Consider the following 18,560-nt stretch of genomic DNA (forward strand, 5'->3'; position numbering starts at 1 on the left):
GATGAGCCGTAAAATCCCGAGAAGGGAATTTCTAACCTCCCTTCTCAAGGGGGGTATGATAGCGACATTCTCCAAATTCGCCTTAAACACCTCTTATCCTGAGGAGGGAAAGATGAGTAAGCATCCTAACCTGCTGTTCGTGTTCGCCGATCAGATGCGCGGGGTGGACATGGGATGCGCGGGCAACGATCAGGTTCGAACGCCTAACATGGATAAACTCGCCTCTGAGGGGGCGCTCTTCACACACGCCTATGCCAATTGTCCGGTCTGCACGCCAAGCAGAGGGACGATCCTCACCGGAAGATATCCCCTCTCACATCGTGCTCTGGCCAACGATCTACCTCTGCCTGTTTCGGAGGTGACGATCGCCGAGCTGCTGCGAGATAGGGGATATAGGACAGGATACATAGGCAAATGGCATCTCGACGGCGTCCCACGCGGCAAATTCACCCCGCCGGGACCAAGAAGGCGGGGGTTTGACTTCTGGGCGGCCTGGAACTGCGCCCACAGCTACTTCAACGGAAGACTCTACCGCGATACGCCTGAGCCGATAAAGCTGAAGGGATACGAGCCGATCGGGCAGACCGATCTCGCCATCCGATTTCTGAGGGAGAACGCGGGAAATCCCTTTTGTCTTTTCCTCTCATGGGGACCGCCTCACGCCCCCTACGATCAGGTGCCCGAGAGGTATAAGGCCCTGTATGATCCGGCTCAGATCCGGCTCCGGCCGAACTTCCGGATGAAACCGCCTCACCCTTTCAATGACATCGCGGGAGGGCGAGACCCGAGAACGACCATCGCCCACTACTACGCCCATATCACAGCGCTGGATGAGCAGATGGGCAGGTTGCTGAAAACCCTTGAGGAGCTGAGGCTGGACGAGGACACGATCGTCGTCTTCACGTCCGATCACGGCGATATGCTCTGGTCACAGGGTATGGCTAAGAAGGAGCAGCCGTGGGAGGAATCGATCCGGATACCGTTCATAATCCGGTGGAAGGGGAGGATTCCGGAGGGACGCAGATACGATGCGCTCATCAGCACGGTGGACTTCGCGCCCACGCTCCTCGGGCTTATGGGGTTTGAGATCCCGGGATATATGGAGGGGATGGATCTCTCCCATATCGTGCTCGGAAGGGAGGGAGACGAGCCGGAGTCCGTGTTCCTGACGGAACCGGTGATAGTGGATCAGGGCTTACATCAGGGAATAAGGGAGTGGAGGGGCGTTCGGACGAAACGGTACACCTACGCCAGATGGTTCGACGGCGAGGGATGGGTGTTGTATGACAACGATGCTGATCCTTACCAACTGAACAACCTCATAAACTCGACCGAGTTCGCCTCCGTACGCGATGAGTTGGAGTCCATGCTGCGTGAATGGCTGAGGCGAACCGGAGATGAATCGCTTACGTGGTATGAGAACATCCGCCGTCTGGGCCTTATAGATCTATGGAACGCCCGTGAAAGGGAGTTACATCCTAAAAATCCGAGAATCCTAAAATAAGAATAACTACTCCACGGCTGGCGGCAACGGCGTGACGAAGGAGACCAGCTATAAGGTCGGGGTGAACTCCTCCAAGAAGCTGATGCTGAGGATAACGAGCTCCAAAGGCGCCTGGGCTCAGATGGTCGTGCAGAGCAAAAGCGATGTGCCGCTGAAATCATGGCATCATGTGGCGGGCACATACGACTCCAGCTCGGGAGAGGCCAAGCTGTACATGGACGGCGAGCTCGTCGGAGAGGGCAAGCTCGGCGGGACGATCATACCGAATAATAATCCCCTATGGATCTGCAGGGGACAGGCGCCGTTTCTGGACGGAATAGTGGATGAGGTGCGGATCTCCTCCGTAGCTCGATCCCAGGAGGAGATAAAGAAGTCCATGGGAGGATTGTCCGAGGTGCGCCCATCGGGCAAGCTGGCGGTGATATGGGGAAGGGTTAAGGTTTCCAGATAATTCGTTTACCAACCAGCCGGTATGCGGCCCTGCCAGGGCATGTCTGACGACAGGACAATATGCCACCACTCATGGCGTTTGGAGAAACGGGATCGGCCTTTCGGAACGAGGTCTTCATCCAGATAAGCGAGTCGATGGTCGGAAGGGCGATAAGGACGGAGAGGTGGAAGTACTGCGTCGTCGCTCCCGACAAAAACGGCGGGAGAGATCCCTCAGGCGATCGGTATGTGGAGTATCAGATGTACGACCTTTATGCCGATCCGTATGAACTCGTGAACTTGGCGGGACGGAGAGAGTTCCGGGATGTGGCAGACCGGCTTCGAGAGAGGCTGATCGAACGGATGGTCGAAGTTGGAGAGAGCGAGCCCCAGATTCTCAAAGCCAGATTTTATCCGTGATAAGCTCAGACGTCCAGCGGGCTGCGGACGACGTAAGGGCCTTTGCGCATGGCCTCCTACCCTCTGTCGTCGCGGACGGTAATAGTACGGCGGGCAAAGTCCAGGTCCTTAACGCGCAGACGTAGGCATTCCATCAGACGTAGGCCGGAGCCATAGAGAAGTTGAGCCATCAGCCGATAAGTGCCTGACAGGTGGTTGAGGAGACGATGGACTTCATTTTTGGTCAGGACGGTAGGCAGGCGTTTTGGCTTTTTGGCGCGTATAGCATTGATAGGCCCCAGGTCCTGGTGGAGCACCTCGCGGTAAAGGAAAAGGAGGGCGCTTAGGGCCTGATTCTAGGTGGAAGCGGCGACCTTTTCATTGATGGCCAAATGGGTGAGGAAGGCTTCCATTTCTGGCGTGCCCATCTCGGATGGATGTCGGAGGTTATGGGATGAGGGTTGATATGACTTTCTGGGGACAGGTCTTGACATATTGGCTTTCCCGTGCTACAATGCCCCCAAATTCAAGTTAGGCGGCCTGCGAATCAGGTTACAAAGTTGCCAAGCGTTGTCACGAGGTAGAGTCTTGCCCGAACTTGCTCGCTTTTTCGGTATCATTATTCGCATGTATGCGGAGCCAGGTGTTCCACACCATCGTCCGCACTTTCATGCCTACTACCAGAATTACACGGCAGTGTACGGCATCGATCCGATCGAGATGCTTGGCGGTGAGTTACCGCGCAAGCAACAACGGCTTGTGGAAGCATGGGCAGAGCTCCACCAGGGTGAACTACTGGAGAACTGGAAACGATTACAGGCCGGCCAGATACCCTATAAGATAGCTCCACTTCGCTGAAGGGAGGAGAAAATGAATCATCCAATCTATCGAGTGGTTGAATTTGAAATCGTTGGCCCGTATACGCTGCGAGTTGTGTTCGACGATGGAACAGAACAAGTCATTGACTTTCGCCCGGTGTTAGAAGGACCGCTATATGGACCGTTACGGGACGAAGGCCTGTTCAATCAAGTCGAGATCGACCCGGAGGCGCACACTCTTGTTTGGCCGAATGGGGCAGACTTCGATCCGGAGACGCTGCACGACTGGCCGAAGTACGCGGAAGAGATGAAGCGCATGGCAAAGCGATGGGCCATGACGGGGACCAAGGTCGCATAGGTAGGGGCCGCCTAACCCCCGCTGCAGCCGTCTCTTCTCCGCTGCGCTCCGGCGGGCGGCTGAGCTTTGTCGTTAGGAGGGATATTCGGTGAAACTCGGAAGAAGGGAATTTCTAGCGGCATCGGTAGGACTACTGGCGGGCGTTGTCACATCCGACACCTTTTTCAAGGAGGAAAGGAGAAGAAAGATGGAAAAACCCAACCTCATCTTCGTCCTGACAGATGACCAGGCGCAGTGGGCCCTCGGCGCCTACGGCAACGAGGACATCCATACGCCTAATATGGACAGGCTCGCGAAGGAGGGGATGCTCTTCACCCGTGCCTTCACGGCTCCCGTCTGCTCCCCCTCCCGTGCCATGATAATGGCCGGCCTATACGCCCATCAGGTGGGAATTGACGACTGGATCTCACCTCAGGAGACCGAGGGAATGGACCCCGAAAAACCCACTCTAGCCGAAGCGTTTAAAAAGGCAGGTTACACCACGGCGCTGATCGGGAAATGGCACCTTGGCAAGGAGGAGCGATATCACCCGCTCAATAGGGGTTTCGACTACTTTATGGGATTCCTGGGCGGAGGGAACAGGCCCAAAGATCCGACGCTTATCATAGACGGGAAGGAACAGCAGGTTGAGGGATATCTGACGGATATACTGACCGACGATGCCGTAAGGTTCATCCGCGAAAACCGTGGGAGGCCGTTCGCCCTGTTCCTGCACACCCGCGCGCCGCATATGCCCTACACGCCTGTCCCTGAAGAAGATATGGCGCACTACGAGGGCAAGAGATTTAAGGTCCCAAAGGTCGAGAACTTCCCCGAGGAAAGGCTTCAGAGGGAGTATCGGGAATATTACGCCAGCATCAGCTCGATAGACCGGAATCTGGGACGTATCTTGGACCTGCTTGAGGAGCTCGATTTAGAGGAGAACACCATCGTCATCTTCATGGGCGATAACGGCTACATGATAGGACATCACGGGTTGGAGACGAAGGGCAACGCCTGGTTCATAGGCACCAGAACACGCCGTCCGAACATGTTCGACTTATCGATCCTCGTTCCGCTCATCATCCGTTGGCCGAAGGTCATAGGGCCCGGAACGGTGTGCGATGAGATGGTCAGCTCGATAGATTTCTTCCCGACCTTCCTCGACGTGTTGAAGGAAGCCGGATGCGAGGTGCCCGAAGGAATTAAGCTTGAGGGGATGAGCATGTTGCCGCTCCTGGGCGGGGAGCATGTCAGGTGGCGCAACGAGATATGCATGCTCTACGACATGCACCATGGAGCTGAGGCTCATATGCGGATGATCCGAACCGATCGGTGGAAGTTGGTGCTGCATTATGAGGAGGGAGGGGAGAACGAGCTCTATGATCTTGAAAGTGATCCCGGCGAGGAGAGAAACCTCTACGGCAAGGAGTCGGTGGCGAAGATACAAAAGGAGCTCGCCGAGAGGCTGGCGGGATGGCGTCATGAGGTGGACGATCCGATAAGCGAACTTTGAGGTGGGCTATGCGTATTGAACGCATATACCCGAAGACACGGGATCAATCGCTTCGATCAACCCTTATCCGAGGAGCATTTCGCCATCACGTATCCCGTTCTGCTTCGAGAAGCGGGTTACCGCACGGGCTTTATCGGCAAATGGGGTTTGGGCGGACGGCTGCCGAAGGAGGTGTTTGACTTAAAAATAGACGTGAAATCCGAATCCGAAGACGAAGGACGACTGGAACCACGCTTCATCCCTGCGGTCGAGATCGGTGAGTTCTGATGCTTTCGGATCGGGATATTCCACCTTCTCGTGGACTCTGCCTATACCCTGTCCGAACTCGAGGTTGAAGCCATATCTTGAAAAGAGGATGAACTCGTTCCCGAACATAATCCCTACTCCGAGAGTTGACGATCTCTCGGATCTCTTCAATACGATCGGTTCAGTATATTCATCCGGCGGGATCACCCTCTTAGGGTAATAGCGCCAGTCCTGCCAATCCTGCCTCTTAGATCTTCCGCCGCCTCCGATCATGATGTAGGTTCTCGAGTATTTAGTTTCCAACAATGAATATGAAACCGCCCCGACGAAGGAGCTGTCATTTTCACTTTTGTTCAGATATATTCTGCCTATGACGAGAAGATCTATCGGGTGGAAGCCCAGATATTTGATGCTTAGTCCTCCCCAAAGCGGATAGTTGCCCTGGATGCCGATACCCCATTTATATTCATCCGTTCCCGCTGTAGCTGGAAGGATGATAAGCGCTATCAGCAGAAAAGAGACTATGACGGCGATAGGATATCTCAACCTTCCCTCCTTCTGTGTTTTGGGTTTAGGCCTCGAAGAAAGCCCAAGACATCGAGCTTTGAAGTTCAAAATTGCGTGATCCTTGACCGTTAACCCTACTTAATTGTATTCTTATATCGTGCGGTGCCTTCCGCCTGCTTTCGGCAACCTTGCCCCTTACGAGGCGAGGAACTCTGAAGCCATAATTGGTTTAGCATATCTGTCCCGGTTTGTCAAACGGGGAACCTCGTATTCCCCTATGAAAGGTTCTGTGAGAGATATGTCCAGCTCTGAGCCTAAATTCGTCGTTGATGAAAATGTCATTAAACTCGGAAGATGGCTGAGAATGTTGGGGTTCGACGCCGCTTTCTACCCTATCAGCTCCGATGACGATCTGGTCAGGATAGCGATCAAGGAAGACAGAATCATCCTGACACGGGATCGCCACTTTCTGATGAGAAAAGCCAAGTGTTTCATGGTTAGGAGCACCGATCCGCTCGAACAGCTCGAAGAGGTCATCGAGACGTTTAACCTTAAGGTCTCAAGGGAACGGTTCCTGAGCAGATGCCTTGAATGTAACGTGCTAATAGAGGAGGTCAACGATAAAAGGGAGGTTCGGGATCTCGTCCCCCCATATGTCTATATAACTCAGGTTTGTTTCTATAGATGTCCTAGGTGCGGTAAGGTCTTCTGGGAAGGAACACATGTGAAAAACATGCGCAGGAAACTCGAGGAGATAATAAGCCGATATGCCGAGATCGAACCGTGATCTACCGCCTCAGGTTCTGCACGAGTATCCCACCCACGATCAGGATCAATCCGATGATTGAACTCCATAGGATCCTTTCGCGGAGGATAAGGCCGATGAAAATCAAGGAGAAGAACGGTGAAAGATAGGCGATATTGCTGATACGGGAGACATCCGCTGCGGAGCTGAGAGCATGATTCCATACCAAGAATGTAATTCCCATCTCGAAAATGCCGCTGTATATCGAGGCGGCCAATGAGGAAATGGGGAAGGGAGAGAGGTTGTCTGTGATCAGCGCCGTTAAAAGGAGGGGAGGGAGACCGAAGATGAAATTCATCATCAGGTTCTGAGCGATATCGCCTCCCCTATCCGCGTTCACACTCCAATATGCGGCCCAGATCAGACCGCTTCCAAGGGCGAGCGAATCGCCAAGCGGATCGCTTAGCCGAAAGCTTAAAGGGTTTCCCCTTGTAGATATGAACATAACTCCGGAGAAACTAACGGCCATTCCCAGCAAACCCCATAGGCTTGGTTTTCTCCTGCGAATCGGTATGGAGATCAGCGTCAGCGCTATCGGCCAGGTGTAATTCAGAGGTTGTGCCTCCTGAGCGAGGAGAAGATCATATGCCTTGAAGAGAACCATATAGTAAAGAAACGGATTCAAAATTCCGGAGATAGCCGATAGAACTATCCCGTTTTTTATCCCGACGAACGGGTTGCCTTTGAAGCGGATGGCGTTGAAGATCAACAGGGTGAGAAGGGAAGTCGAAGAGGCGTAAAGGAGAAGTTGAATGGGTGAAAACCCCCTGAGCGCCAGTTTGAAGGCGGTTGCAACCGTGGACCAAAACATCGCCGCGATAAACGCCAGGAAATAAGGGAGGCTTGATCTTGTCTTTAACATCGGTTTACCATTTCCTATGGACCTAACCTATGGAGGAGTTAGCGATGGCGATGATGGAGATAAGCATTGTGCCGATAGGTACAAATAGCCCAGCCCTCAGCGAACACATAGCAAGGGCGGTCAGGGCGGCCAGGGAAAGCGGCCTCAAATATGAACTTAACCCTATGGGAACCGTAATTGAAGGCGACCTCGATGATCTGTTCAAGGTCGCCAGACTGATGCACGAGGCTACCTTCTCGGATAAGGTAAGAAGGGTTGTCACGACGATCAAGATAGATGACCGCCGCGACAGACACATGACCGCTGAACAAAAGATCAAGGCCGTTATGGAGAAGCTCTAAGAGGCTGCCTCCAGTTCCCGTTCGGTTTTTTCATTCTGTGGGTGAAGCCACCATTTCTCCCTTTCGAGCAGCTCCTCAACGGTTATACCCAACTTCTGGGCGAGTTTCTTCCTCTTCATACGTCTCTTCTGGCGAAGTCTGATCTGATGTCTCCGGCGCTTCCTTTTGCTCTTACTTCTGGCCATATAGTGTGACCTCCTCAAAGCGGTTTTCGATTTGAAGCGGTTGAAATTCTAGCACTAAAGCTCATCCCTGTCAAGCCCGGCGATATCATGGATTTCCATCTCCTTGACATCACCGATCGGTTGTCGTATCTTATCCGTGGTCAATCCCTCTTGATGGATTCATAGAGGTGAAGCGCATGCTTATCAAATCGGGGTTGAAAATCTTTCGGACGTGCGAAGGATAAGGAGATGACGAGGCTGGGGGATCTGCCCAGATTTCTCCTCTATCTGCCCTTTCTGGCCCTTTCGGGGGCGGCTCTGGCGAGATATCATGAGGGATATCAGGCGCTCATGTTGGTCTTCGCCGCCCTGATCTTCCTTACCATCCTCATCCCGGAGTTCGCCCTTTGCCTTTTGCTCCTGTCCACCCCTCTTTCCTTCAGATACATCCTGCCGTTTAAGGCGGAGATGCAGATACCGAGCGAGCCGTTGGTGGGAATACTGGCCGTGGTTTTCGTCATGAGGTGGCTGATCCGACTCATGCGTCCCGACGTGGATAGGAGATCCCCTTTCCCGCTGAGATACCCTCTTCTGCTCCTTGCCTTTGCCACCTTCATCTCGATATTCAATTCGCCCGATCTTTACATCTCGACCAAAGGGGCTATCAGGGCGACCGCTTACATGATGCTGAGTTTCGTGGTATACGATCTGATCCGAAGCGAAGTCCATCTCAAGACGATCTTCCTCTCCGCCGTCCCGTCGGCGATCATAGCGGTCATATGGACCTCCATGGTCCTCATAAAGCACATAGACCTGTGGCAGTGGAGGATCGCCTACCAGGGGAGCCCGTTTACGAACTACTCCGTCTACGGCTCCTTTCTCTCCGTCTTTTTGATCCTCATCCTGAGCAGGCTTCTGTTTGACGCTGGGGATTATGACAAGGTGGGATGGTGGGCCATATTCGCCGTTTTCGCCGGTGGTATGCTCCTGTGCTTTTCGAGAGGGGCATGGCTTTCGGTGATCGTCGTGATCGGCGCTTTCATGATGTACAGATCGGAGGTCTCCGCCCCGAGGAAGCTCCTTCTGGTTTTGGGAGGGATCGCTCTGATCGGCGTGGCGGCAAGCGCCCCCGGCGTCTCATCGGCGCTTTTTGAAAGGCTGGGGACGTTCATCAACATGCGTTTCGCCTCTAACAGGGCGAGGCTGCTCAGATGGGGTGCGGCGGTGATGATGTTTCTCCGTCATCCGGTAATAGGCAACGGATACGGTTCCTTCCCCCTGCTTTATAAGGGTGAGCCGTGGATGATAGGGCCGCTGGCCAAATACAAGATAGGGGCCCACAGCGAGTACTTCCAGGTGCTTTCGGAGATGGGGATGCTGGGTTTCGGGGCATGGATCTGGCTGATAGTCGAATTTTACAGATATGGGCTGAAAAAGCTGCGTTTCGCCCGCCAAAGCGGATATGCGTGGCTGATCCTGGGCATGATGGGAGCCGAAGGGGCACTGTTGATCCATTTCCTGGTGAACAACCTCCTAGCGGCCGATAAGGTCGCCGTGCCGTTTTGGGGCCTTTACGGCCTGCTGCCTGCCGTGGGAGAGAGGTTGGAAAAGATGCAGCCTGCCTAATTTTCGTCACTTCCTCCGTGAGATCCCGCCGGATTTGAGTCGAGACACGGTATGGATTTTGCTCTTATGCCCCCTCACATCAGTTGAAGGAGGGATTCCGGTGAGCTTCCGGTTCTGTCCTGATCCGAAGGAGATATCGGGATGCGGTCTAACGGGGTTTATGAACAGAGATGGCAGCAGGATTAACGGCGCTTATCCTCTATCTGGAGCTCGAGACCCCGATTATGTTCCCGGCCATGTCCTACGGCTCGATCAATCTGAACGTCTGCAGGGGATTGGCGATGGCCGCCCGCTGGGCCATAGACCTTATGGTAGGTTATATGCCTAATTCAATACCATAACAGGGAATGAACCGTCATTGACAGATCGGCGAACTCGTGATATAATTGGGTTCACACGGTTTCCCGTCGCTTTGGAGGAAGGGCGATGAGAGGTAGCGCAACGTCATTCACAGTGGAGGAATTTTCCGATTTGGTGAAAATCCTGGAGGAATACCCCAGGTGGCGCGCAGAATTAAGGCGTCTCCTCCTGACAGAGGAGCTTCTTGAGTTGCCCGCCATAGTTCGCGAGCTCGCAGAGGCACAGAAGACGACGGAACGAAGGGTGGAGGAACTCACCGTTCAGGTTCAGAATATGGCGGAGCAGCTAAGCGCCCTTATATCCTGGCAGAGAGGTGAAGCCGGTAGAAGGGAGGGAGAGAGATATGAGAGACAGATCGTCAAACGTGCCCCCGTGCTTTTCAGAGGTGGAAAGGGAGGCCCAACCGATGCGACGATCGTGCAGGAGAGATTAAGCGACTGGCTAGCACCTCTCCTCGATGACGAGACGATCTTCCAGGCCGAAGAGGACCCCACCCTTTGCGACCTTATCTGGTGGAAGGATGGAAAGGTAGCGGTGGTTGAGGTATCGCTGAAGGTTAACGGGAATGATGTGATGCGTGCCTTCAGGAGAGCGAAGACATTACAGTCCGCCGGTGTAAATGCCTTCGGAGTTGTTGTCGGAGAAGACTGGGCGAGTATAGAGGCGAGGGAGAGGGCAAAGGAGAAAGGAGTGGAGTGGTTTGTCGGCGGTATCCCATCGGATGGTTTGATAGCCTTCAGGAAGCTTTCGTAAGGGGATTTTCACTTTTTCGGCAGGTTGATCACCGAAGGCCTTCCCTATCGGGGGTCATCCGCTTTTTAAGCAACTGATCGGGGTTGGATATCCCCTCCTCCTTCAACATATCGGAGATGATCCTTCTGAGCTCCGATTCCACCTCGTCGTTGATCATCGACCTCAGATCCTCTACGGGCTCATCGGCCGTCCACTGTTCCTCCTCGTAATACAGATCGTTCAATGCGTAGGGATCGGGATACGGGAAGTCATCTCCTATTATCTGCGACCATAACTCATCCAAGTCCTTCAAATCCCCATCGCCTGAATCCTCTTCTTTTTCCCCGTTCCCGTTCTCCGCGCTGTCCATCTGATCGTATGTATCGTATGCGTTTTGATCCTCTTCAACCAGAAGCGATTCGACCTGGCTGAAAAGCCAGTCCAGCTCCTTCTCCTCTCCTCTCGTGTGAAGTTCGGAGGAGGGTTCTTCCCTGTGGTTCTTGATGATCGTAGCGTATATCCCCTGGGAACCCTCTTTGCTTTCAACTCCCTTTAGAGTGGTGTCGTCGCCTGTGCGAAGTGTGATCAAAGATGGCTCAGATCTGTGAGAATGATACAGAGCGACCGAGGCCGTGATCCTGGCGATGGTGTTCCTTATAAACCTCATGAGCCCGCCCATAGCCTCAGTTTGAGAGACGATATAAAAGGCGACCGACAATAAGGCCGCTATGAGGCTCCATCGCCATCCTCTCAAAAGAACCCCCTCCGGCACATAAGTTTAACGAACGCTAAGATTATATATCATATCCCCTCCTCTGTCAACGTGCGCGCTAAAACAGCACGATCCGTTCCTCGGCCGGGGTGATCCTCTCAAATTCCCGTCCCAGATCGATGGAGGACAGTATCCTCATCCCCGGCAGATCGAGAACGATCAGCTTTTTGGGTCTCACGAGGAGATACGCCATATCGCCCGATATGGCGAGGTCGGATACCGTCCTGAGAACTCCTCTCTCGATATTCACCGCCTCACCCCACTTATCCTGGGCGATAAACACCAGTTTCCCCTTGTGCTCATACGCCCTCGTCACCCCATCCATGCTCCTACCCGAAGGCAATCTCCTCCATCCGTCACCTCCAATCCTCGATCGGTTCCGACGAAAACCTTTTCCCTGTGGAAAACGACACATCCCGTGACGGGATCACCTTCTAATGGCACAGATGATACGATATGTGGATTATCCGTGTCAGATATATCGATTGTGATTAACACGCCCGAATTGGCGGTGATTCGATCTCGGATATCCCGCGCGCTCGATCTCTGTGAACCGGACGCGGGAGATGCCACCATAACCGGGATTCGGATCTTCCTGATAAGCACGCGGGCGGGAGAATTATTCCGGATCGGAGAGGTCGAGGTATCGGTTTCCCCCGGCGGATTAGGGATGAAACTCACGCGAATCCCCTTCTCCCCGGTCAGTTCATGATTGAAGGGTCCCATATCGATCTGAGGTGCGAAGTTCCAGAAAAGCCCCAATCCGATGGTTAATACAACGGCCATCGTTGCCAGAGCCGATGGGATGATTCTACTCAGGATGGGCGATGAGGTTGAAGGTTTACGGAGGTGCCCATAAAGCGGGCTATCTCCTTGCAGCTCATCCCTCCCATATAGTGGAGGGTGATGACGGTGCGATCACCTTCAGGCAACCCCGCCACGGCGTCCCGAACGAGTTTTCGCCTCTCCTCATCGATATGACGTCTCAGAGAGAGGGAACTCCACTGTTTCTGTGAGACCTGATCCAGCGGTATCGTCCTGCCGCGCTTTCTATATCTCCCTCTCAGATGCATCCGACAGCAGTTGACCGTGATCACGTAAAGCCATCCGGCGAAATTTCCAGGCTCCCTGAGCGTATTCAGCTTCTGATAGGCCCTTATGAAGACTTCCTGGACGACATCCTCCGCCTCGTGATAATCCCCCAGCTTGCGATATGCCAGGGCGTGAACGGCCCCCTTGTATCTGTCCACCAAAAACCCGAAGGCGGTTTCATCTCCATCTTTAGCTTGTCTTACCAGCTCCTCCTCGCCCAGTTCCATCCCGCTTTGATCCTCCTGAATCGAGCTGAAGAGAAGGTTATTTGTTGTCATTTACAGCCATTTGTAGCATGAAATGACGGCGAAGCCAAATGACTCAATGACTATAAATGACCTTTTAGCTGATCGCCTTAATCTTCGCTTGGATCTCCCGTGTCACTTATAAAGATGCTAAGAAGGGGGGAAAGGTCAGAAATCCGCCTTATACCTTATTACCTCTCCCCGTTTAAGCTCGATCTCATCCGAGATCTCACCTTTCCTGCAGATCACCCTGATCCTGTATCTCCCTTCGGGCATCAGGAAATGAACCGTTCCAAGGTAATCGGTCGTTTTCTCCAGATCCTCCAGCTTTACTTTTGCACCTTCGATCGGCCTGCCTTTTTTATCCGCTACATCGACCCTGAGGATCGCCGGTGGGGTGGGCCGAGCTATATCGAAGTGGAGGTCATTGAAGAAGAGCTCCCTCCCTTCGGCGTTCAGCAGGCGGACGTTGAGGGTGTGGAACCCTGTCGTCCCTTCCGGCACCTGCCATCTCACATCACCTATCCTTTCCGATGAATTGGCGGGGATGTCCGCCTTCATCTCCCCCGAGGCCAGTTTTGAATACCTACCATCCTTTAAACCGGTAATCCACCACTTGACCTTACAATTTCTGAAATCCCTCTTCAGCCTGTTGAACTCCCACAGCTCCACCTCGAACGTCTCCCCGGGCTGGAAGAGAGCTTTAGGTTCGATGATCAGGAGCTTCGGATCGCGCGTGAAGAGGCTCCTGACGGTATCGTAGAGGAACTTCACCCGTCGATCCCTTGTGAACAGGCCGTAGGTTCCCCTCTCGCGGCCGCCCTTCAGATCGGCCAGCGTCCAGACGGTCACGCCGCAGACGTAATCTTTCCTCACCATCAAACTCTGCAGCAGCACCCGAAGGAGTTTATCGTGATACTCCATGCTCCACCGCTCGTCCGCGCCGTATCCGGCATGGTGCCCCTCCTCACTCATGCCGCAGAGCTCTATCGCCAGGATGGGTTTATCGGGGGCGTATTTATGGATGAGCTCGACCTGCGATCTGACGTCATAGACGTTTTTGGAGTGAAACCAGCCGTAGTGGAGGGGTTTGCCGATGACGTCCAGGAACCTCCACGTTCCATATCCGGTTGATGCGGCCGAGGCATACGTCACAAGCCGCGATCGATCCCTGCTTCGGACGTATTCGGTCGTCCTCCTGACATATCCTATCGTCTGAGGAGGTTCCTTATCGGGTAGCCATGCACGGCTGAACTCATTTCCCACGCTCCAGAATATGATGGAGGGATGGTTGTAGTACTGGTCTATCATCTCGTCGAGCTGAGGTTTGACCCAGTTTCTATACATTCCCTCGTCGGCTAGCTCCTCAGGGCTGTTCTGCCAGACGGGTATCTCCATCCAGACCAACAGTCCGATCTCATCGCATACGTCAAGCGAATACGGATGAAAGGGATAGTGTCCGAGCCTGACGAAGTTGGCGTTCAGCCTTTTTATCCTCATCAGATCCTCCCTTTGAGCCCTTTTGCTCACTGCGCTTCCCATCTCCGGATAATCCTGATGGAGCGCCACGCCCTGGAGGAAGATCTCCTCGCCGTTAAGATAGAGCTTTGTGCCTCGTACCTTGATCTCTCTCAGCCCGAATTTTTCGGGGATTCTCCACCATGTCTTCCCTCCTTTGACCTTCCAGAAGAAGCTTAGTTGATATAAGTTAGGCGTATCTGGGGACCACGGATGCGGATCGGGGATGTGGATCTTATGGGATAGATGCCATCTTCCGTTTCGATTCGGCCTAAGGGTTATCAGGTTCGTCCGAGCGATCGTCCTGCCCTCAAACTCGACCTCAGCATAGGCTTTGACCTCAGAGAGGTTCAACCCCCTGTCCTCGAAATCGACGTCCAGATCGATCCCAGCCTCGGGCGTGAGATGGGGTGTGATGAAGAGCCGTTGAACGGAGAAGAGGGGTCGTCTCTCCAGGTATACCTCCCGGCTTATGCCACCGCAGTTCCACCAATCTATCGAGTGCCAGGGGACCTGAAACCGTCTGCCGGTGTTATCGGCGCGGACGACCAACAGATTCGGCCCGTCATAATTCAATTTATCGGTCACGTCAAACCTGAAGGCGGTGTATCCGCCCCGATGTGTGCCGAGGTGTCCCCCGTTAAGCCAGACGTCGGCTATCAGGTATACGGCGAGGAAGTTCAGATCCAGCCTATATCCCTTCCATCCCTTTGGAACGGTGAATCGTCGTCTGAACCATCCGTATCCGCTGTAGTTCCAGGCCACTCCCGCGTCCCTGCCCTCATTCCACACCCCCGGCACTTTGAAATCCCGCCAGTTTGAATCGTCGTAATCCTCTTTGAACCATCCCTCCTTTTCACCCACTTTGTTCGGATCGGCCTTGAACTTCCATATACCTGAGAGGTCCTTCCTGAGAACCCCTTCTCTGATGCCGACCTCACATCCGGAGAACACGATCATCGACAGCATCGCAAGCGTCGTGAGGGTGGTCGGAACTCTCATCGATCTATCCTCCTGCACAGGGAGATTTTATCACAGGGGCCGATACATCGTCAATTGACTGTCCACGTTCCGGGCGATTATAATTAACCAGACCGTCGGTTCCGCGGAGGTGCTGAGATGATCCTCACACCGGGCGACATACTCGGATATCGCTATCGGATCGTATGATGGGAAATTCAACCGTCCCGTGGCGATAAAGCTTTTATGGAGGGGGGAGATCAGGGGTCGATCTGGAGCGATCCGATGAGATCCCTTATGGATCTCACCCTATGTCTTTGGAGATATTCGGCTATGCCCTTTATGATCTGGATCGGCGCCATCGGGTTGACGAAATTGGCGGTCCCGACCGCCACGGCGCTTGCACCGACGATCAGGAACTCCAGGGCATCGCGCCAGCTCATCACCCCGCCGATCCCGATCACCGGCACATCCACCGCCTGAGCAACCTGCCAGACCATCCTGACCGCTATCGGCCTTATAGCGGGACCGGAGAGCCCACCGGTCACATTTGCCAACATCGGCTTTCTTCTCTCGACATCCACCGCCATGGCCAGGAAGGTATTGACCAGCGACAGAGCCTCCGCGCCACCGTCCACCGCCGCCTTCGCGATGAGGGTGATATCGGTGACGTTCGGGGTTAATTTGACGATAAGGGGCAAACCGGTGACCCTCCTCACGCGCCAAACAAGCTCATGCGTCTCCTCCGGATCGATCCCTATCGCCATTCCCCCCCTTTTGACGTTCGGACAGGATATGTTCAGCTCTAAAGCGGCGATACCCTCAACCGTTGAAAGTCGTTCCGCCAGTTCGATGTATTCGTCGGGCGAGTCCCCCGATATATTGACTATCACAGGGATATTGAGGCCGCGCAGGAAAGGCATCTTCTGTGAGATGAAGCTCTCCAGTCCGACGTTTTGCAATCCTATGGCGTTGAGCATGCCCGAAGGGGTCTCGACGATCCTGGGAGGAGGATTGCCGGACCTCGGCTTGAGGGTTATGGATTTAGTGACTATCGCTCCCAGACGGTTCAGATCGAAGAGATCGCTGTATTCCTGACCGTATCCGAAAGTGCCGGATGCGACCATCACGGGATTCTTGAGCTTAAGGCCCGCTATTTCGACGGAAAGGTCAGGTGTGATCATCCTCCGCCCTCAATCAAGCTCATACGACCGATGCCGTGGTGGTTCATCCACCTCCGTATTCTATCCCAATCTATTCTATCGACGTTGAAAACAGGTCCTTCCGTGCATACCCTTCCGTAATCTCCACCTCTGATCGGCACAACGCATCCCAGACACGCCCCCAATCCACATCCCATCACGCTTTCAAGCGAAACCAGAGTTGGGAGCCCTTTACGGAGCTGAGCCACCTTGATCAACATCGGCATCGGCCCACATGCGTAGATGGTTGTTCTGACCCTGTCGAGCTTTCTCTCATCGATGATCTTACTCATGAGCTGTGGGACGGTACCTTTGAACCCGAAGGTGCCATCGTCGGTTGCCACCATCACTTCGCATCCGAAAGATTTTATCTCCTCAAGACAGAGCAGTCTATCGGCGCTTCTAGCCCCAATCAGAAATGTCGTTTGCACACCGAGCTCGACCATCCTTCGGGCGAGCATGATCAGAGATGCAACGCCGGTACCTCCACCGGCGATCAGGGCATAATCGGGGAGAGGTGTGAGATAAAACCCATTTCCCAGAGGCCCGAGACCGCTTATAAGCGCCCCGGGCCTCATATCCGACATCAACTTCGTCCCTTTGCCGACCACCTCATAGATTATCTCGAACCAACCTTCTCCGACATCGGCGAAGGAAAAGGGTCTCCTCAGCAGAGGATCGGTCATATCGGATATCCGCAGGTGAACGAATTGTCCCGGCCTGAGAGAGGATGATATCTTCTGTGAGCGTAATCTCATCCTGAAATGATAGGAGGATATAGGCTCGTTCCCGATGAGTGTCAGTTTTTCGAGGTATTTCATATCATCCGTATCTTTCAAGATATGGCGTGAGGAACTCCTTTGCCTTTGCCGTCACCTCCCAGGCCTGAGGCCAGAAACAGAGATCTATCGTCCACCATTCACCTTTATATCCGGCATCCTCTATGATGGCCGGGATAACCTCGTCGAAGTTTATAAGCCCTTCACCGAAGGGCCTATGGGTGCTGGTCTCGTTATCGTGTAGCGTGCCATCGGAGTCGATCAGGTGTATATGTCCTATCTTCCCTTTGAGCATCCTGGCGAACTCCACCACGCCTCCTTTGAGCGTTTCCTTCGGCTCCGGCTGTCTGGCGCCAATCACGGCACACATGTAAGCATGACATGTATCAAATAGAACGGAGAAGTTCGGATGATTGACGTCCTCCACCATCTGCAAGACCTCGGAGGGCTTGTTGAACATGAATCCGGGTTCGAACTCCCAAACGACCTTGACGCCGAACTTCCGGGCGATCTCGGAGCATTCACGCCATTGCTCGACGATCCTATTCCATGCTGTTTTCCTGTCGACGCCCGGTATCTCGGCATCGGGTGGGCTGACCGTATCGACGCGGATGGCAGGCGCACCGAGGTCAAGGCATAGCTGAAGGTTCTTCTTGAACAGTTTGATATAAGCCTCGTCCTCCAGCGCCTCGTCTGTCGCGGGCGGTGGTCCTGACCAGAAATCGGCGGCCAAACCTGATACACCCAATCCGTTGACCTTTATCATGGCCTTTATGGCATCCCTTTCGGCCTTCATCGGATAATCATCCGGATGAAGGTGGGGTTTAAACCCTCCTATCTCAACCCCGTCGAATCTCAACTCGCCGAGCCGCTTGACGACGACATCAAACGGGATAGGGTTTTTCTCATAAGGCCCAAACGCGTAGGCCCAGCTTCCTATCGACAGTTTCGCCATCTTTCCAACTCCCTGATCATCCGGAATTCGGCTCTATTATATCACACCTCATGGCGGAAGATCAATGTGCCTCATCTCGCGGTAGGGGTTTTCAACGCTTTTCGCCGGCGCTGTAATTGTAGCGAGTAGCGAGTGGCGAGCAGCGAATAGGGGAGAATCACCACTCGCTACTCGCCATTCGCCCTTCCTCCTTGTGCCTGCCGGATTCGGAGGCACGCCCAGGGAAACGCCCTTACCACGCCTGATTATGCCAAATCATTGAAACGCTCATATTATCGCTGAGTGTAGCGGAGATTTTAAAGCTCCGTCCGCAGTCGGCTGTCCGCCGCTTATAGGTCATTTATTGTCATTTGTCGTCATTGATAGTCATTTGTAGTCATTAATGACGGCG

Annotated in this window: 22 protein-coding genes and 2 pseudogenes; 12 read left to right on the forward strand and 12 right to left on the reverse strand. The window is 53.8% G+C overall.

The window, feature by feature from the left end:
* Positions 1-112 precede the first annotated feature (112 nt).
* From J7M22_09245 to J7M22_09260, 4 genes and pseudogenes are all read left to right on the forward strand, one after another.
* Positions 113-1,504, forward strand: coding sequence for a sulfatase (locus tag J7M22_09245; GenBank protein ID MCD6506796.1), 1,392 nt, complete (start codon positions 113-115; stop codon positions 1,502-1,504).
* 31 nt (positions 1,505-1,535) lie between these two features.
* On the forward strand, positions 1,536-1,955 hold the full coding sequence (locus J7M22_09250; GenBank protein MCD6506797.1) for a LamG domain-containing protein: 420 nt from the start codon (positions 1,536-1,538) through the stop codon (positions 1,953-1,955).
* Positions 1,933-2,046, forward strand: a pseudogene (locus J7M22_09255) (sulfatase-like hydrolase/transferase). The gene J7M22_09250 and the pseudogene J7M22_09255 overlap by 23 nt, the downstream one beginning before the upstream one ends.
* Positions 2,015-2,353, forward strand: coding sequence for a hypothetical protein (locus J7M22_09260; GenBank protein ID MCD6506798.1), 339 nt, complete (start codon positions 2,015-2,017; stop codon positions 2,351-2,353). The pseudogene J7M22_09255 and the gene J7M22_09260 overlap by 32 nt, the downstream one beginning before the upstream one ends.
* Positions 2,354-2,409: 56 nt before the next feature.
* On the opposite strand, the pseudogene J7M22_09265 reads toward J7M22_09260, so the two are convergent.
* Positions 2,410-2,826: pseudogene (locus tag J7M22_09265) on the reverse strand (phage integrase N-terminal SAM-like domain-containing protein).
* 133 nt (positions 2,827-2,959) lie between these two features.
* Between J7M22_09265 and J7M22_09270 the strand changes: the two are divergent.
* The 3 genes from J7M22_09270 (at position 2,960) to J7M22_09280 (ending at position 5,003) form a co-directional block, all read left to right on the forward strand.
* Positions 2,960-3,190 carry a DUF4160 domain-containing protein gene (locus J7M22_09270; GenBank protein MCD6506799.1) on the forward strand — a complete coding sequence of 77 codons (231 nt, stop codon included), beginning with the start codon at positions 2,960-2,962 and terminating at the stop codon, positions 3,188-3,190.
* 12 nt (positions 3,191-3,202) lie between these two features.
* Positions 3,203-3,508: a DUF2442 domain-containing protein gene (locus J7M22_09275; GenBank protein MCD6506800.1), complete on the forward strand. Its 306-nt coding sequence runs from the start codon at positions 3,203-3,205 to the stop codon at positions 3,506-3,508.
* 88 nt (positions 3,509-3,596) lie between these two features.
* Positions 3,597-5,003, forward strand: a complete 1,407-nt coding sequence (locus tag J7M22_09280; protein ID MCD6506801.1) for a sulfatase-like hydrolase/transferase — start codon at positions 3,597-3,599, stop codon at positions 5,001-5,003.
* Between the two features lie 180 nt (positions 5,004-5,183).
* Here J7M22_09280 and J7M22_09285 read toward each other — a convergent pair whose 3' ends face one another.
* Positions 5,184-5,795: a hypothetical protein gene (locus J7M22_09285; GenBank protein MCD6506802.1), complete on the reverse strand. Its 612-nt coding sequence runs from the start codon at positions 5,793-5,795 to the stop codon at positions 5,184-5,186.
* A gap of 259 nt (positions 5,796-6,054) precedes the next feature.
* On the opposite strand from J7M22_09285, the gene J7M22_09290 reads away from it, so the two are divergent.
* Positions 6,055-6,543: a Mut7-C RNAse domain-containing protein gene (locus J7M22_09290; protein ID MCD6506803.1), complete on the forward strand. Its 489-nt coding sequence runs from the start codon at positions 6,055-6,057 to the stop codon at positions 6,541-6,543.
* 1 nt (position 6,544) lies between these two features.
* Here the strand turns inward: J7M22_09290 and J7M22_09295 are convergent, their stop codons facing one another.
* On the reverse strand, positions 6,545-7,423 hold the full coding sequence (locus tag J7M22_09295) for a DMT family transporter (protein MCD6506804.1): 879 nt from the start codon (positions 7,421-7,423) through the stop codon (positions 6,545-6,547).
* A gap of 44 nt (positions 7,424-7,467) precedes the next feature.
* On the opposite strand from J7M22_09295, the gene J7M22_09300 reads away from it, so the two are divergent.
* Positions 7,468-7,764, forward strand: a complete 297-nt coding sequence (locus tag J7M22_09300; protein ID MCD6506805.1) for an MTH1187 family thiamine-binding protein — start codon at positions 7,468-7,470, stop codon at positions 7,762-7,764.
* Here J7M22_09300 and J7M22_09305 read toward each other — a convergent pair.
* Positions 7,761-7,949, reverse strand: a complete 189-nt coding sequence (locus tag J7M22_09305; GenBank protein MCD6506806.1) for a hypothetical protein — start codon at positions 7,947-7,949, stop codon at positions 7,761-7,763. The genes J7M22_09300 and J7M22_09305 overlap by 4 nt on opposite strands.
* A 228-nt stretch (positions 7,950-8,177) precedes the next feature.
* Between J7M22_09305 and J7M22_09310 the strand changes: the two genes are divergently transcribed.
* The 3 genes from J7M22_09310 (at position 8,178) to J7M22_09320 (ending at position 10,667) form a co-directional block, all read left to right on the forward strand.
* Positions 8,178-9,554 (forward strand): O-antigen ligase family protein, encoded by a 1,377-nt coding sequence (locus J7M22_09310; GenBank protein ID MCD6506807.1) that lies wholly within the window; start codon positions 8,178-8,180, stop codon positions 9,552-9,554.
* Between the two features lie 170 nt (positions 9,555-9,724).
* On the forward strand, positions 9,725-9,895 hold the full coding sequence (locus tag J7M22_09315; GenBank protein ID MCD6506808.1) for a hypothetical protein: 171 nt from the start codon (positions 9,725-9,727) through the stop codon (positions 9,893-9,895).
* An 85-nt stretch (positions 9,896-9,980) separates the two neighbouring features.
* Entirely contained in the window at positions 9,981-10,667 is a 687-nt protein-coding gene (locus J7M22_09320; GenBank protein ID MCD6506809.1) for a hypothetical protein, read from the forward strand.
* Between the two features lie 28 nt (positions 10,668-10,695).
* Here J7M22_09320 and J7M22_09325 read toward each other — a convergent pair whose 3' ends face one another.
* The 8 genes from J7M22_09325 to J7M22_09360 all read right to left on the reverse strand — a co-directional run bounded on the left by J7M22_09325 (position 10,696) and on the right by J7M22_09360 (position 18,169).
* Complete coding sequence (locus J7M22_09325) at positions 10,696-11,400, reverse strand: hypothetical protein (protein MCD6506810.1); 705 nt, start codon at positions 11,398-11,400, stop codon at positions 10,696-10,698.
* A gap of 76 nt (positions 11,401-11,476) precedes the next feature.
* Complete coding sequence (locus J7M22_09330) at positions 11,477-11,734, reverse strand: hypothetical protein (GenBank protein ID MCD6506811.1); 258 nt, start codon at positions 11,732-11,734, stop codon at positions 11,477-11,479.
* Positions 11,731-12,204 carry a hypothetical protein gene (locus J7M22_09335; protein MCD6506812.1) on the reverse strand — a complete coding sequence of 158 codons (474 nt, stop codon included), beginning with the start codon at positions 12,202-12,204 and terminating at the stop codon, positions 11,731-11,733. The genes J7M22_09330 and J7M22_09335 overlap by 4 nt, the downstream gene beginning before the upstream one ends.
* A gap of 29 nt (positions 12,205-12,233) precedes the next feature.
* Positions 12,234-12,737 carry a sigma-70 family RNA polymerase sigma factor gene (locus J7M22_09340; GenBank protein ID MCD6506813.1) on the reverse strand — a complete coding sequence of 168 codons (504 nt, stop codon included), beginning with the start codon at positions 12,735-12,737 and terminating at the stop codon, positions 12,234-12,236.
* A gap of 186 nt (positions 12,738-12,923) precedes the next feature.
* Positions 12,924-15,275 carry a beta galactosidase jelly roll domain-containing protein gene (locus J7M22_09345; protein MCD6506814.1) on the reverse strand — a complete coding sequence of 784 codons (2,352 nt, stop codon included), beginning with the start codon at positions 15,273-15,275 and terminating at the stop codon, positions 12,924-12,926.
* Positions 15,276-15,493: 218 nt separating this feature from the next.
* Positions 15,494-16,417 carry a dihydroorotate dehydrogenase gene (locus J7M22_09350; protein MCD6506815.1) on the reverse strand — a complete coding sequence of 308 codons (924 nt, stop codon included), beginning with the start codon at positions 16,415-16,417 and terminating at the stop codon, positions 15,494-15,496.
* Positions 16,414-17,256, reverse strand: coding sequence for a dihydroorotate dehydrogenase electron transfer subunit (locus J7M22_09355; GenBank protein MCD6506816.1), 843 nt, complete (start codon positions 17,254-17,256; stop codon positions 16,414-16,416). The genes J7M22_09350 and J7M22_09355 overlap by 4 nt, the downstream gene beginning before the upstream one ends.
* 1 nt (position 17,257) lies before the next feature.
* Entirely contained in the window at positions 17,258-18,169 is a 912-nt protein-coding gene (locus J7M22_09360; protein MCD6506817.1) for a sugar phosphate isomerase/epimerase, read from the reverse strand.
* Positions 18,170-18,560 lie beyond the last annotated feature (391 nt).

This window comes from Candidatus Poribacteria bacterium, from assembly GCA_021162805.1.
Taxonomy (GTDB): Bacteria; Poribacteria; WGA-4E; order B28-G17; family B28-G17; genus JAGGXZ01.